Consider the following 12,574-nt stretch of genomic DNA (forward strand, 5'->3'; position numbering starts at 1 on the left):
TTATTGAAAAACTATAAAAGGATTTGCATAAAGCGCAATTAAAGCAATAACAAGAGCATAAATAACTTGTGCTTCAATCATCGCTAAAGCGATAAACATAGTTGTCATTAGTTTTGGTCCAAGACCCGGGTTTCTAGCTGTTCCTGCTATGGTTGCTGCCGCAGTATTACCCATACCGATAGCACCACCAAGAGCTGCAACACCAAGACCTAAGCCTGCTGCAAGAACTGAAAATGCTTTAATCCATACATTAATAGCTTCTTGTTCAACTGGAGCATTCGTTTCTGCTGCAAAAACTGCCGCCACACACGCGAATAATAAAAAAAGAATCTTTTTCATCCTTTTGCCTTTCTTAAGAAAAATTTATTTTTTAAATCCGTTCGGCTTGCGTATCCCTACTAGAGATTTGAAAATTAGGATTATAATTAAAAGTATCTTTAATTTTATTGAAATTTACAAAAATTCACATTTTTGATATAAATTTTATTGTTTTCAATAAAGCTTAAAACTTTTTTTGCTTTAATAATACTTTAAAATAATTTTTAAAGGTTGTAAAATTGAGTTCTAAATTTTCAAAAATAGGTTTTATTTTGGCAGTAGCGGGTTCAGCGGTAGGTTTGGGTAATGCTTGGAAATTCCCGACTCTTGTAGGACAAAGTGGAGGGTCTGCTTTCATCTTGCTTTATATCATTCTTACCTTAGGAGTGGGATTTGTGATATTTTTAGCAGAGCTTAGTATAGGAAAAATCAGCGAAAAAGACCCTGTTAATGCTTATGGGAAATTAGCCCCATCAAATAAAAAAGCTTGGTCTTGTGTGGGCTTTACTATGATAGGTGCGATTTTGATTGTTTCTTTTTATACCTTAGTTATTGGCTGGATAGTTAAATATGTATTTTTAAGCGTTACAGGAAATTTGCCTGTGGATTTACAAACTAGTCAGTCGCAGTTTGAAATTTTTACCAGTGAAGATTTTTTAAGTCAATTTGTTTGCTTTACTTTGATTTTTTTATGTGTTTTTTATATCGTTTCTAAGGGTGTTAAAAATGGTATTGAAAGATTAAATGTTTGGATGATGCCAACTTTGTTTATTTTGCTTATTTTAATGCTTGTTTATGCCACAAGCAAAGATGGCTTTGTTTTGGCTGCTAAATTTCTTTTTGTGCCGGATTTTTCTAAAATCAGCACTTCTAATGTCCTTGAAGCCTTAGGACTTGCCTTTTTTAGTCTTTCTTTGGGTGTTGGGACCATTATTACTTATTCTGCTAGTTTGCCTGATAGAACTAATTTTATCACTAGCACTTTAAATATTATTTTTATAAATATTTTAATTGGTTTATTAATGGGACTAATTGTTTTTACTTTTATCTTTGAATTTGGTTATGACCCTAATCAACAAGGACCCGGTCTTGTTTTTATTTCCTTAGCAACTTTGTTTGAAAAACTTGGACTCATTGGCTCAGTGCTTGGGGCTGCCTTTTTTATTTCTTTGATTTTTGCGGGTATTACTTCAGCTGTTTCGATGATAGAGCCTTTTACTTTTTATTTGATTAACACCTTTGGTATGAGTCGCAAGAAAGCTTTGATTTTGATAGGGGTTGTTGTTTATATTTTGGGTATGCTTTGTATTTTATCTTCTTTAAAAAGCACACAATTTGAAATTTTTGGGATGAGTTTTTTTGATTTACTTGATAGTATTTCAAGCAAAGTTATTATGCCTTTAGGTGGAATTTTAGCGGCTATTTTTGTAGGTTTTATTATGAAAAAAGAAGCTTTGAAAATTTTATTTGGGCCTTATATGAAAGGTGTGTTTTTTGAACTTTGGTATGTATTTTTAAGATTTATTTCCCCTTTAGCTGTTGTTATAGTTATGGTAGCTGCTTTTTTAAAGTGAGTTTGAAAAATAATGAGAACATATTTTTCAAAAATCGGCTTTGTATTGGCTGTTGCTGGTGGAGCTGTAGGTTTGGGTAATGCTTGGAAATTTCCAACTTTAAGCGCAGAAAATGGTGGTTTTGTTTTTGTGCTTTTATATTTGTTTTTTACCTTAACTATAGGATTTAGTATTTTTTTGGCTGAAGTGGCTATGGGGCGTTTGAGTAAAAGCGACCTTGCTAATGCTTACTTTACTCTTGCTATGAAACACGGCAACAGATGGCGATATGGTGGGATTTTTATGCTGGGTGGCATTTTTGTTCTTTCTTTTTATTTGGTTATTATGGGATGGGTTTTAAAATACACCCTAACTAGCCTTTATTATCTTCCTAAAACTTTAGATGAAGCAGCGAGTAATTTTCAAAATTTAATTACTACAAATTTGACAAGTTCTATTTTTTTCTTCGCTTTATCTTTTTTTCTTACTTTATTGATAGTATCTAAAGGTTTAATTAGAGGGATTGAAAAATTAAATGTTGTTATAATGCCTAGTTTATTTTTAATGCTTATTTTTATGTTACTTTATTGCGTGAGTTTTCAACAGGGTTTCATACAAGCTTTTGTTTATCTTTTTTATCCCGATTTTTCTCATTTTAAACTCAGTTCTATTGCCGAAGCTTTAGGTCTTGCATTTTTTACTTTGTGTTTGGGGATAGGCTGTATAGTTACTTATTCGGCGGCTTTAGATAAGAAAACGAATTTTATTAGAAGTTCTATATACATTGTTTTAATCAATCTATTAATTTCTTTCATTATGGGGCTTATCGTTTTTACTTTTATTTTCGAATTTGGAGCCGATCCGCATACTCAAGGAGCCGGGATTGTTTTTGTTTCTTTGATGAGTTTGTTTAATCAACTTGGGGCTTTAGGCTATATTTTTGCATTTTGTTTTTTCTTGGCACTTTTTTTTGCGGGTATCACTTCAGCGGTTTCAATGATAGAGCCTTTAACTTTTTATATGATTAATCACTATAAAATTTCTCGTGTTAAGGCTTTGTTTTTTATAGGTTTGTTTGTGTTTGTTTTTGGGATTTGTTGTATTTTATCTTTAAATTCTGATTTTTTTTCTATGTTTAGTTTTTTTGGTAAAGATTTTTTTACTTTATTGGATAAATTAACTTCAAATTTCTTACTTCCACTAGGTGCTATAGTAAGCTCTGTATTTGTAGGTTTTTTTATAAATAAGAAAAGAATTTATAAAATTTTTTCTAAATTTATAAATCGAAAAATTTTTTTAGTCTGGTTATTTTTTATTCGTTTTGTATCGCCTATGGCGATAATTTTGGTTATGTGTTATCAAATTTTTGTATAATATTAAAAAAATATTTTTTTAAGGAAAATAAATGGCTAAAAAATTCATCGATGTAATGGATACAAGCTTTAGAGATGGCTTTCAGTCTGTTTATGGAGCTAGGGTTTTGATGGATGACTTTTTTCCTGCTGTTAAAGTGGCAAAAGAGGCAGGCATTAGGCATTTTGAATTTGGCGGTGGTGCTAGGTTTCAAAGCTTGTATTTTTATCTTAATGAAGATGCCTTTACTATGATGGATAGATTTAGGGCTATTGTAGGAAAAGATGCTAATCTTCAAACTTTGGCAAGAGGGGTAAATACCGTTACTTTGGATACTGGAAGTAGGGGACTTATTGATTTGCATGCAAAACTTTTTGCAAAACACGGCACTACAACGATAAGAAATTTTGACGCTCTTAATGATGTTGATAATCTAAAATTTAGCGGCGAATGTATAGCAAAATATGGGTTAAAACATGAAATTACTATTACTCTAATGGATTTACCAGCCAATTGCAAAGGTGCCCACGATGTGCCTTTTTATGAAAAAATTCTAAAAGAAATTTTAGCAGCACAAATTCCTTTTCATAGCCTTTGTTTTAAGGATGCAAGTGGAACTTCAAATCCAAATAAAATTTATGAAACCATTAAAATGGCTAGGAAAATTTTACCACAAGATACACATATAAGACTTCATACGCACGAGAGTGCTGGTGTTAGTATAGCTTGTTATCTTGCAGCACTTGAAGCAGGAGTTGATGGTATCGATTTGGCTGCAGCTCCTGTAAGTGGCGGAACTTCTCAGCCTGATATTTTAACAATGATGCATGCCTTAAAAGGCAAAGATTATGATTTAGGCGGACTTGAAGAAGAAAAAATTTTAAGATATGAAGAAGCTTTGAAAGATTGTTTAAAAGAATATTTTTTGCCCCCTGAAGCCACTATGGTTAATCCACTCATCCCTTTTTCTCCTATGCCCGGAGGAGCCTTAACTGCAAATACGCAAATGATGAGGGATAATAATATCTTAGATAAATTTCCGCAGGTTATTTACGCTATGCGTGAAGTTGTGGAAAAAGGTGGATTTGGCACTTCTGTAACTCCTGTTTCGCAGTTTTATTTCCAACAAGCCTTTAATAATGTTATGTTTGGTCCTTGGAAAAAAATCGCAGATGGTTATGGAAAAATGGTGCTTGGATATTTTGGGAAAACTCCAGTTGCTCCTGATGCAAATATTGTAGAGCTTGCAGCAAAACAGCTTGATTTAGAACCCACTAAGGAACTTGCCATTAACATAGCCGACAAAGATGAAACAAAAAGCATAGCCTACACCAAAGCTCTACTTGAAAAAGAAGGCATAGAAACAAGCGAAGAAAATATTTTCATAGCAGCTGCTTGCAAGGAAAAAGGTATAGCGTTTTTAAAAGGAGAGGCAAAGGTAAATGTGCGTAAATTAGCCACTATGCCAAAACCTACTGCCATAGATGAAAACAAATTTACCATTGCAGTCAATGGCAATAAATATCATGTTGAAGTGAGTTATGGTTTTGATAAAGATGTTAATATCAAAAGCGTAAAAAAAGCAGAACAAAGCACTGCTTTAGCAAATTCAAGCGATGCTGAGAATGAAATTTTAGCGGGTATTTCAGGAAATGTTTTTAAAATTTACATCAATGAAGGCGAAGAAGTAAAATCAGGGCAGGTTATCATGGTCTTAGAAGCTATGAAAATGGAGATTGAGATAAATGCTCCAAAAGATGGGGTTATTTTAGAGCTTTGCGTTAAAACAGGCGATATGATTAACGAAGGCGAAGTTTTAGCTATTTATAAAAAGTGAGGAAAAGATGAAGAAATTTGATGATTTGGGTTTGGATAATATAAAAGAAGTTTTTCATAATTTAAGTTATGACGAGTTAAATGCCCATGAAAAAGCAAATAATGAAGGTCTAAGCACGGCTAATGATACTTTTTGTGTAGATACGGGGATTTTTACTGGAAGAAGTCCTAAGGATAAATATTTTGTAAAACAAGACCCGTCTAATAAGTATATAGCTTGGGGCAAGATAAATCAAGCTATCACAAAAGAGCTATTTGACAAGCTTTTAAACAAAGCAAAAAAAGAATTAAGTGGGAAGAAAATTTATATCCAAGATGCTTTTTGTGGTGCTTCTTTGCAAAGTCGTAAGGCGGTAAGATTTGTTAGCGAAATTGCATGGCAAGCGCATTTTGTTAAAAATATGTTTATCCGTCCAAGTGAAAAAGAGCTTGAAAATTTCAAAGCTGATTTCGTGGTTTATAATGCTTGTAAATGCGTTAATGAAGATTATCAAAAAGAGAGTTTAAATTCGGAAGTTTTCGTGATTTTCAATATAGAAGAAAATATAGCGGTCATTGGCGGAACTTGGTATGGCGGAGAAATGAAAAAGGGTATTTTTTCTATGATGAATTATTGGTTGCCGCTTGAGAATAAGCTTTCTATGCATTGTAGTGCTAATGTAGGAGAAAAAGGGGATGTGGCACTTTTCTTTGGCTTAAGTGGCACAGGAAAAACTACCCTATCAACTGACCCCAAAAGAAAGCTTATAGGCGATGATGAGCATGGTTGGGATGATGAAGGCGTGTTTAATTTTGAAGGGGGTTGTTATGCAAAAACAATTAATCTTGACCCTAAAAACGAGCCTGAAATTTACGGAGCGATTAAAAAAAATGCACTTTTAGAAAATGTGGTTTTAAGGGCGGATAAAAGTGTTGATTTTGATGATGCTTCAAAAACAGAAAACACAAGAGTTTCTTATCCCATAGAACACATTGTAAATCACGAACCTAGTCTCAAAGCAGGTCATCCAAAAAATATCATTTTTTTAAGTGCTGATGCTTTTGGGGTTTTGCCCCCTGTAAGCAAACTTAGCAAAGAACAAGCGATGTATTATTTTTTAAGCGGTTATACAGCTAAAGTTGCTGGAACTGAGCGTGGTATCACAGAACCTCAAGCGACTTTTTCAGCTTGTTTTGGAGAGCCTTTTATGCCTTTACATCCAACTATTTATGCAAGATTGCTTGGCGAAAAAATTGATAAGCATAGGGTAAATGTTTATCTTGTCAATACAGGTTGGAGCGGTGGAAGCTACGGAGTGGGTAAAAGAATGAGTATTAAGGCTACTAGAGCTTGTATTAATGCTATTTTAGATGGAAGTATTGTAGCAAGTGAATTTGAGAATTTTGATGTGTTTAATCTTGCTATTCCAAAAGCTTTAGCAGGTGTAGAAACTACGCTTTTAAATCCTATCAACACTTGGGCGGATAAAAACGCTTATATAGCAACAAGAGACAAACTAGCCCATATGTTTGTCCAAAATTTCAAACGCTATGAAGATGTGAAAGAGGGTGTTGAATTTAGTCAATTTGGACCTAAAATTTAAGGTATTTTAATGAAAAATAAAATGTGGTCAGGACGCTTTAGCGGTGTAAGTGATGAGCTTTTAAAAGAATTTAATGCGAGTTTAAATGTTGATAAGGCTTTATTTAATGAAGATATACAAGGCTCTATGGCTCACGCTAGAATGCTTGAGAGTTGCGGTATTTTAAAAAAAGAAGAATTAAAAGCTATTTTAGAAGGTTTAGAACAAGTTAGAAATGAAATAGAGCGTAATGAGTTTATTTTTGACATCCAAGATGAAGATATTCATATGGCGGTGGAAAAACGCCTTAGTGAAATTATAGGTAATGAAGTTGGGGGAAGACTTCATACTGCAAGAAGCAGGAATGACCAAGTCGCAAGTGATTTTAAGCTTTTTGTAAAAAAATCTCATATCGAGCTTATAAAACTTTTAAAAGAACTCATACAAACTATGCTTTATCACGCCAAAGAGCATAAAAGAACTCTTATGCCAAGTTTTACGCATTTGCAACACGCCCAGATTGTGAGTTTTTCTTTTTATATTTTAGCTTATGCTTTTATGTTTATGCGTGATATTAGGCGTTTGCAAAATAGCTTAGAGCTTGCAGACTCTTCTCCGCTTGGTTCTTGTGCTTGTGCGGGAACTAGTTATGCAACTAATCGCAAGTTGAGTGCTGAAATTTTAGGATTTAAAGATATTATGCCAAATGCTATGGATGGAGTGAGTGATAGGGATTTTGCTCTTGATTTGCTTTATGATATAGCGATAATTTTTACCCATACTTCAAGACTTTGCGAAGAAATGATTTTATTTTCAAGCTCAGAATTTGGCTTTTTAAGTATCAGTGATAGTTTTTCAACGGGAAGTTCTATTATGCCACAGAAAAAAAATCCTGATGTTTGTGAGCTTATACGCGGTAAAACAGGGCGTGTTTATGGGAATTTAATCTCTCTTTTAACTACGATGAAAGCCTTGCCTTTAGCGTATAATAAAGATATGCAAGAAGATAAAGAAGGGCTTTTTGATAGCGTAAAAACTGCAAAAGATAGTTTAATTATCTTAAATGCGATGTTAAAAGAAGTGCAGATTGATAAAGAAAATATGCTTAATGCTTGTAAAAAAGGGCATTTATTGGCTACTGATTTGGCAGATTATTTGGTGCGTGAAAAAAATATTCCTTTTAGGAAAGCACATTTTATAGTAGGCAATATAGTCGCCCAAGCTGAAAAACAAGGCATTGATATAAGTGAAATTAAAGACCTTTCAAAAATAGATTCTGTTTTTGATGAAAAGGCGATGGAGCTTTTAAATTTTGATTATTCTTTAAATTCCAAGCAAAGCGAAGGTTCAAGCTCCATAGCGAGTGTAGAAAAGCAAATTCAAATTCTAGAAAAATTTATAGAGAAAATTGTTTAGGCTATTTCCGCCTAAACATTGAATCTAAAATGTATTACATCGCCATCTAAAACAATGTAGTCTTTTCCTTCAAGACGGAGTTTTCCTGCTTCTTTGGCACCATTTTCGCCCTTGTAATTGACATAATCTTCATAAGAGATGACTTCAGCCTTGATAAAACCTTTTTCAAAATCATTATGAATCACACTTGCTGCTTTTGGGGCTTTCCAACCTTTTTTGATAGTCCAAGAACGCACTTCAAGCACTCCAGCAGTAAAATAGCTAATCAGTCCAAGCTTCGCAAAAGCGGTGCGTATGATTTGATTAAGTCCGCTTTCGCTCACTCCTAAAGAACTTAAAAATTCATGACTTTCTTCATCATTTAAACCCACTAATTCTTCTTCGATTTTTGCACAAAGTTTAACGACTTCGTGCTCATTTTTTTTAGCATATTCTTTTAAAGCTTTTACATAATCGTTATCTTCGCTAATACCTTTTTCATCGACATTTGCTCCATAAATTACTTCTTTAGCAGAGAGCAGTCTTAATTCTTTAATTAAAGCTTGATAGCTTTGGCTTTCTTTTTCAGGGTAAGAACTTACACTCAAGCCTTTATTTAAATGAGCAAGTAAGGAATTTGCAAGCTCAAGATTTTCTTTAGCACCTTTTTGATTGGCTTTTGCTTCCTTGCTCAGTTTTTCTATTTTTTTATTGAGTTGTTCAATATCAGCTAAAATAAGCTCAGTATTGATAATCTCAACATCCCTTAAGGGATTAATCCCGCCTTCAACATGGGTTATATTTTCTTCATCAAAACAACGCACTATATGTAAAATAACTTCAGTTTCGCGTATATTTGAAAGAAATTTATTCCCCAAGCCTTCGCCCTTGCTTGCTCCCTTAACAAGTCCAGCAATATCTACAAATTCTATCAAAGAATGCATAATCCTTTCAGGTTTTACGATTTTAGCAAGCTCAGTCAGTCTTAAATCAGGAACTTCAACCATAGCACGATTGGGTTCTATGGTGCAAAAAGGATAGTTGGCACTTTGGGCATTTTGTGCTTTGGTTAAAGCGTTAAAAGTTGTTGATTTGCCAACATTTGGAAGTCCTACTATACCTACGCTTAAACTCATTTAGCTTTCCTTAAAATTTCGATTAAATAATTCACGCACATTCTAACTCCAGCACCACCCGCACCAAAACTAGAATATCCCCAAGATTTTTCTGTATAAGCAGGTCCAGCTATATCAAGATGCAACCATTTATCTTTATATTCTTTGCGTATAAATTTATCTAAAAACAATCCCGCTGTAATAGCTCCGCCATAACGACTAGAAGCAGTGTTGCTAACATCGGCGATATTTGATTTTATAAGTTCTCTTAAGTGAGGATTAAAATGCAAGATTGTGGTATATTCCCCACTTTTTTTAGAGCTTTGATAAAAATCATTTTGAAGCTCTTCATTATTTCCCATAATGGCACTGGTAAATTCTCCAAGTCCTACAACGCAAGCTCCAGTAAGGGTTGCCATATCTATGAGTAAATCAGGCTTTAAATCTTGAGCAAAAGAAAGACAGTCAGCTAAAACTAAGCGACCTTCAGCATCTGTATTTCTTACCTCTATACTCACACCTTCACGGCTAATTAAAACATCATCAGGTTTATAAGCATTGCCCCCTATCATATTTTCAGTCGCCCCTAAAATACAATGCACTTCAAGCTCTAAATTTAGCTCGGCTACGGCTTTTATAATTCCCATAGCTGCGGCTGCACCGCTTTTGTCTGCTTTCATAGTCAGCATATAATCAGCCGGTTTTAAACTAAGCCCACCGCTATCGTAAGTTAAACCCTTGCCAACAAAAACTATGCGTTTTTTTGAATTTTTAGCCTTATAGCTTAGATGAATGAGGCGTGGAGGGTGTGCTGAGGCACGATTTACCGCTAAAAAGGCGTTCATTTTTTCTTTGGCTAAAAATTTTTCATCGTAAATTTTACAAGTGATGTTTTTATTTTCCTTAGCTAAATTTTGCGCATCTTCTGCCATTTTTAAAGGGGTATAAATTTCAGGAATTTCATTGACTATATTTTTGGTGAAATTTGTAGCATTAGCTAAAATTTCTCCACGTTCTAAACCTATCTTAGCTTCATTTTTATTAAATTTCTTGTCATTTAATTCTTCGCTTGAAATAATGAATTTTTCCAAAGTGCTTGTTTTTTTCTCGCTTTTATATTTATCAAATTTATAAGCTCCAAAAAGCACACCTTCAACCAAAGACGCAAAGCTTCTAACTACACAATCGCCCACTATGCTAGGTAGTTTTACACTTTTAATATTAAGTTTTTCAAGGGTTTTATATGCTGTGCAAAGGGTTAATCTTATATCTTCATAAGTAAGACTTTTAAGCTTCAAATAAAGCTTTTTATTACTTAAATCCAATAAAACACCTTCGCCTTTGTAATTATTAAGCTTAAAAAAATCCTTCTCTTTGCTGAATTTTTTTAAATTTTTATCTTGTATAAAAACAAGTTCAAAGTCCGCTTTTATAGTCTCTAGTTTTTTATCGCTAAATTCAATTTTCATATTTTTTTCCTTTTGTCTTTAAGTATGGCTCTTTCCATTTGTTTAAATCCAAACAATAAAAGAGATAAAAAAGTTACAATAATAATGGCTGCATAATACCAATGTTCTTCAGCCCAAGCTACCATTTTCCAAATTTGCTCCCCAAAATACCAAGCTAAAAGTATGGTGATTGAGGCCCAAACCCAAGCACTGATGAGATTGATAATGGCAAATTTTTTGGAACTATAACGGGTAATACCTATACTCATAGGGATGATGGTTCTAAAGCCATACATATAGCGTTGTATAAAGATAATCGGCCATCCAAAGCGTTGCAAAAGCAGGTGTGCAACCGCAAATTTACGCCTTTGCGTTTTTAATTTTTTTTGTATATAGCGTTTGTTGTATCTTCCTATGTAAAAATAAATTTGATCACCCACAAAACCACCAAGTCCCGCTATAAATATAACAAAACCTAAATTCACATGCCCTTGATGAGCAAAAATACCTGCTAGAATTAAAGCAAGTTCGCCTTCTAAAATACACCATAAAAAAATGATGATATAAGCTAAATCTTTGTATTGATAAAGTAAATTTTTTAAAAATTCTTCCATTTACGCCTTTCTATAATTAAATTTCTAAAACACTATAAACTGAAGTAAGCTTTTTAAGTTTATTTACTCCATTTAAATCCTTAAGGTTCATTAAAAAGCATGCTTCAACGCAATTTGCTCCGACTTTTTGTATAAGCTCGTATGAAGCTATGGCCGTCCCACCTGTTGCTATTAAATCATCTACAAGTAAAACTCTTGCATTTTGGATATTTTTGAATGCGTCCTTGTGAATTTCCACTTTATCGCTGCCATACTCAAGGTCATATTCACAACTAAAGGTTTCAAAAGGAAGTTTCCCGGGCTTTCTAATAGGCACAAAAGGAAGGTTGAGTTTGGCACAAATCATAGAAGCAAAGATAAATCCTCTACTTTCTGTTCCCACTATGAAATCTAAATTATAATCCTCGTAACGCTTTTTTAAATGCTCAAGTAGAAAATTTAGAGCTTCTTTGTTGTTTAGCAAAGTAGTAATATCTCTAAAAACAATCCCTTTTTTTGGAAAATCAGGGACAACGCGAATGCTTTCAAGCAGGTATTTTTGCTCTTCTTGTGTTAATTTTATCATAGTAATGCCTCGATTTTTGCTTCTAATTCTTTGATTCTTTGTCTTAACTTATCATTTTCTAAGCGGTATTGAGAATTTCTCGTCCTTAGCGAAGTTAAGTCCGCTTTGATTTTATTAAGTTCTTCGGTGAGTATGTCTATATTTCCTAAGCTTCTTTGGAGTTGGATTTGTAATTTTCTAATCACGATTTCTGTGTCATCTAGATTATTTTTGATAAAGTCTTTTGATGTTTTTTCTTTATTCAGTAGAGTTTTATAGTAAAACAACATTACAATCAGATAGATAGTTGCACAAACTAATATAGTTAAAATAAGCCAGTTCATAAACATTATATTTTTACCTCAATTTTTTGAATTCTTTGCATATGTCTTCCTTCTTCAAAAGGAGTTTGGATGAATTTTTCTATAATATTTATAGCTAACTCAATCCCAATCAATCTTCCACCCAATGCTAGAACATTAGCATCATTATGTCTTCTTGCAAGTTCTGCACTTAGACTTTCGCTGCATAAGGCACAACGAATATTTTTATGACGATTTGCTGCAATAGAAATTCCAATTCCGCTTCCACAAATAAGAATGCCAAAGCTTTGTTCGTCTATTTTAGAAGCTAGTAAATGCGCATAATCAGGATAATCACAGCTTATACAAGTATTCGTTCCTAAATCGTTAAAAATTATATTTTTTTCTTTGAAAAATACGCAAATTTTCTCTTTTAATTCAAAGCCAGCGTGGTCGCTAGCAATATAAATTTTTTCCCTAAGCATTGGTTTCCCATATTATATAAAATAAGATAAAAACCTAATTTTATCATAT

Annotated in this window: 12 protein-coding genes; 5 read left to right on the forward strand and 7 right to left on the reverse strand. The window is 33.3% G+C overall.

Translation table 11 applies throughout. The features are described 5' to 3' along the window. On the reverse strand, window positions 1-339 hold the full coding sequence (locus ACLL8X_RS03590; protein WP_411989572.1) for a F0F1 ATP synthase subunit C: 339 nt from the start codon (window positions 337-339) through the stop codon (window positions 1-3). Between the two features lie 218 nt (window positions 340-557). On the opposite strand from ACLL8X_RS03590, the gene ACLL8X_RS03595 reads away from it, so the two are divergent. The 5 genes from ACLL8X_RS03595 to argH are packed head-to-tail and all read left to right on the forward strand — an operon-like array spanning window position 558 to window position 8,038. Continuing rightward, window positions 558-1,892: a sodium-dependent transporter gene (locus ACLL8X_RS03595; RefSeq protein ID WP_411989573.1), complete on the forward strand. Its 1,335-nt coding sequence runs from the start codon at window positions 558-560 to the stop codon at window positions 1,890-1,892. 12 nt (window positions 1,893-1,904) lie between these two features. After that, the gene (locus ACLL8X_RS03600; RefSeq protein ID WP_411989574.1) at window positions 1,905-3,245 is read left to right on the forward strand and encodes a sodium-dependent transporter; all 1,341 of its coding nucleotides are present in this window, start codon (window positions 1,905-1,907) and stop codon (window positions 3,243-3,245) included. A 31-nt stretch (window positions 3,246-3,276) separates the two neighbouring features. Beyond that, complete coding sequence (locus ACLL8X_RS03605; RefSeq protein WP_411989575.1) at window positions 3,277-5,061, forward strand: biotin/lipoyl-containing protein; 1,785 nt, start codon at window positions 3,277-3,279, stop codon at window positions 5,059-5,061. A 7-nt stretch (window positions 5,062-5,068) separates the two neighbouring features. Continuing rightward, the gene (gene pckA, locus ACLL8X_RS03610; protein WP_411989576.1) at window positions 5,069-6,643 is read left to right on the forward strand and encodes a phosphoenolpyruvate carboxykinase (ATP); all 1,575 of its coding nucleotides are present in this window, start codon (window positions 5,069-5,071) and stop codon (window positions 6,641-6,643) included. Between the two features lie 9 nt (window positions 6,644-6,652). Then, complete coding sequence (gene argH, locus ACLL8X_RS03615) at window positions 6,653-8,038, forward strand: argininosuccinate lyase (RefSeq protein WP_411989577.1); 1,386 nt, start codon at window positions 6,653-6,655, stop codon at window positions 8,036-8,038. Between the two features lie 11 nt (window positions 8,039-8,049). On the opposite strand, the gene ychF is transcribed toward argH, so the two are convergent. Genes ychF through rpiB form a run of 6 tightly spaced genes read right to left on the reverse strand, consistent with a single transcriptional unit; the run spans window position 8,050 to window position 12,525 of the window. Next, on the reverse strand, window positions 8,050-9,153 hold the full coding sequence (ychF, locus tag ACLL8X_RS03620) for a redox-regulated ATPase YchF (protein ID WP_411989578.1): 1,104 nt from the start codon (window positions 9,151-9,153) through the stop codon (window positions 8,050-8,052). Next, complete coding sequence (locus tag ACLL8X_RS03625) at window positions 9,150-10,601, reverse strand: leucyl aminopeptidase (RefSeq protein ID WP_411989579.1); 1,452 nt, start codon at window positions 10,599-10,601, stop codon at window positions 9,150-9,152. The genes ychF and ACLL8X_RS03625 overlap by 4 nt, the downstream gene beginning before the upstream one ends. After that, complete coding sequence (locus tag ACLL8X_RS03630; RefSeq protein WP_411989580.1) at window positions 10,598-11,194, reverse strand: DedA family protein; 597 nt, start codon at window positions 11,192-11,194, stop codon at window positions 10,598-10,600. Before ACLL8X_RS03630 ends, ACLL8X_RS03625 begins: the two co-directional genes overlap by 4 nt. A gap of 16 nt (window positions 11,195-11,210) precedes the next feature. Next, window positions 11,211-11,759 carry an adenine phosphoribosyltransferase gene (gene apt / locus ACLL8X_RS03635; RefSeq protein ID WP_411989581.1) on the reverse strand — a complete coding sequence of 183 codons (549 nt, stop codon included), beginning with the start codon at window positions 11,757-11,759 and terminating at the stop codon, window positions 11,211-11,213. Further along, on the reverse strand, window positions 11,756-12,088 hold the full coding sequence (locus ACLL8X_RS03640; protein WP_411989582.1) for an NADH dehydrogenase subunit 3: 333 nt from the start codon (window positions 12,086-12,088) through the stop codon (window positions 11,756-11,758). Before ACLL8X_RS03640 ends, apt begins: the two co-directional genes overlap by 4 nt. After that, window positions 12,088-12,525: a ribose 5-phosphate isomerase B gene (gene rpiB / locus ACLL8X_RS03645; RefSeq protein WP_411989583.1), complete on the reverse strand. Its 438-nt coding sequence runs from the start codon at window positions 12,523-12,525 to the stop codon at window positions 12,088-12,090. The genes ACLL8X_RS03640 and rpiB overlap by 1 nt, the downstream gene beginning before the upstream one ends. Between the last annotated feature and the right edge of the window lie 49 nt (window positions 12,526-12,574).

The organism is Campylobacter parajejuni (genome assembly GCF_046764905.1).
GTDB lineage: Bacteria > Campylobacterota > Campylobacteria > Campylobacterales > Campylobacteraceae > Campylobacter_D.

Excerpts from the sequence above, each read along its gene's own strand:
- ACLL8X_RS03590 (WP_411989572.1), bottom strand. The coding sequence starts at position 339 with ATGAAAAAGATTCTTTTTTTATTATTCGCGTGTGTGGCGGCAGTTTTT.
- ACLL8X_RS03600 (WP_411989574.1), top strand. The coding sequence starts at position 1,905 with ATGAGAACATATTTTTCAAAAATCGGCTTTGTATTGGCTGTTGCTGGT.
- ACLL8X_RS03605 (WP_411989575.1), top strand. The coding sequence starts at position 3,277 with ATGGCTAAAAAATTCATCGATGTAATGGATACAAGCTTTAGAGATGGC.
- pckA (WP_411989576.1), top strand. The coding sequence starts at position 5,069 with ATGAAGAAATTTGATGATTTGGGTTTGGATAATATAAAAGAAGTTTTT.
- argH (WP_411989577.1), top strand. The coding sequence starts at position 6,653 with ATGAAAAATAAAATGTGGTCAGGACGCTTTAGCGGTGTAAGTGATGAG.
- ychF (WP_411989578.1), bottom strand. The coding sequence starts at position 9,153 with ATGAGTTTAAGCGTAGGTATAGTAGGACTTCCAAATGTTGGCAAATCA.
- ACLL8X_RS03625 (WP_411989579.1), bottom strand. The coding sequence starts at position 10,601 with ATGAAAATTGAATTTAGCGATAAAAAACTAGAGACTATAAAAGCGGAC.
- ACLL8X_RS03630 (WP_411989580.1), bottom strand. The coding sequence starts at position 11,194 with ATGGAAGAATTTTTAAAAAATTTACTTTATCAATACAAAGATTTAGCT.
- apt (WP_411989581.1), bottom strand. The coding sequence starts at position 11,759 with ATGATAAAATTAACACAAGAAGAGCAAAAATACCTGCTTGAAAGCATT.
- ACLL8X_RS03640 (WP_411989582.1), bottom strand. The coding sequence starts at position 12,088 with ATGTTTATGAACTGGCTTATTTTAACTATATTAGTTTGTGCAACTATC.
- rpiB (WP_411989583.1), bottom strand. The coding sequence starts at position 12,525 with ATGCTTAGGGAAAAAATTTATATTGCTAGCGACCACGCTGGCTTTGAA.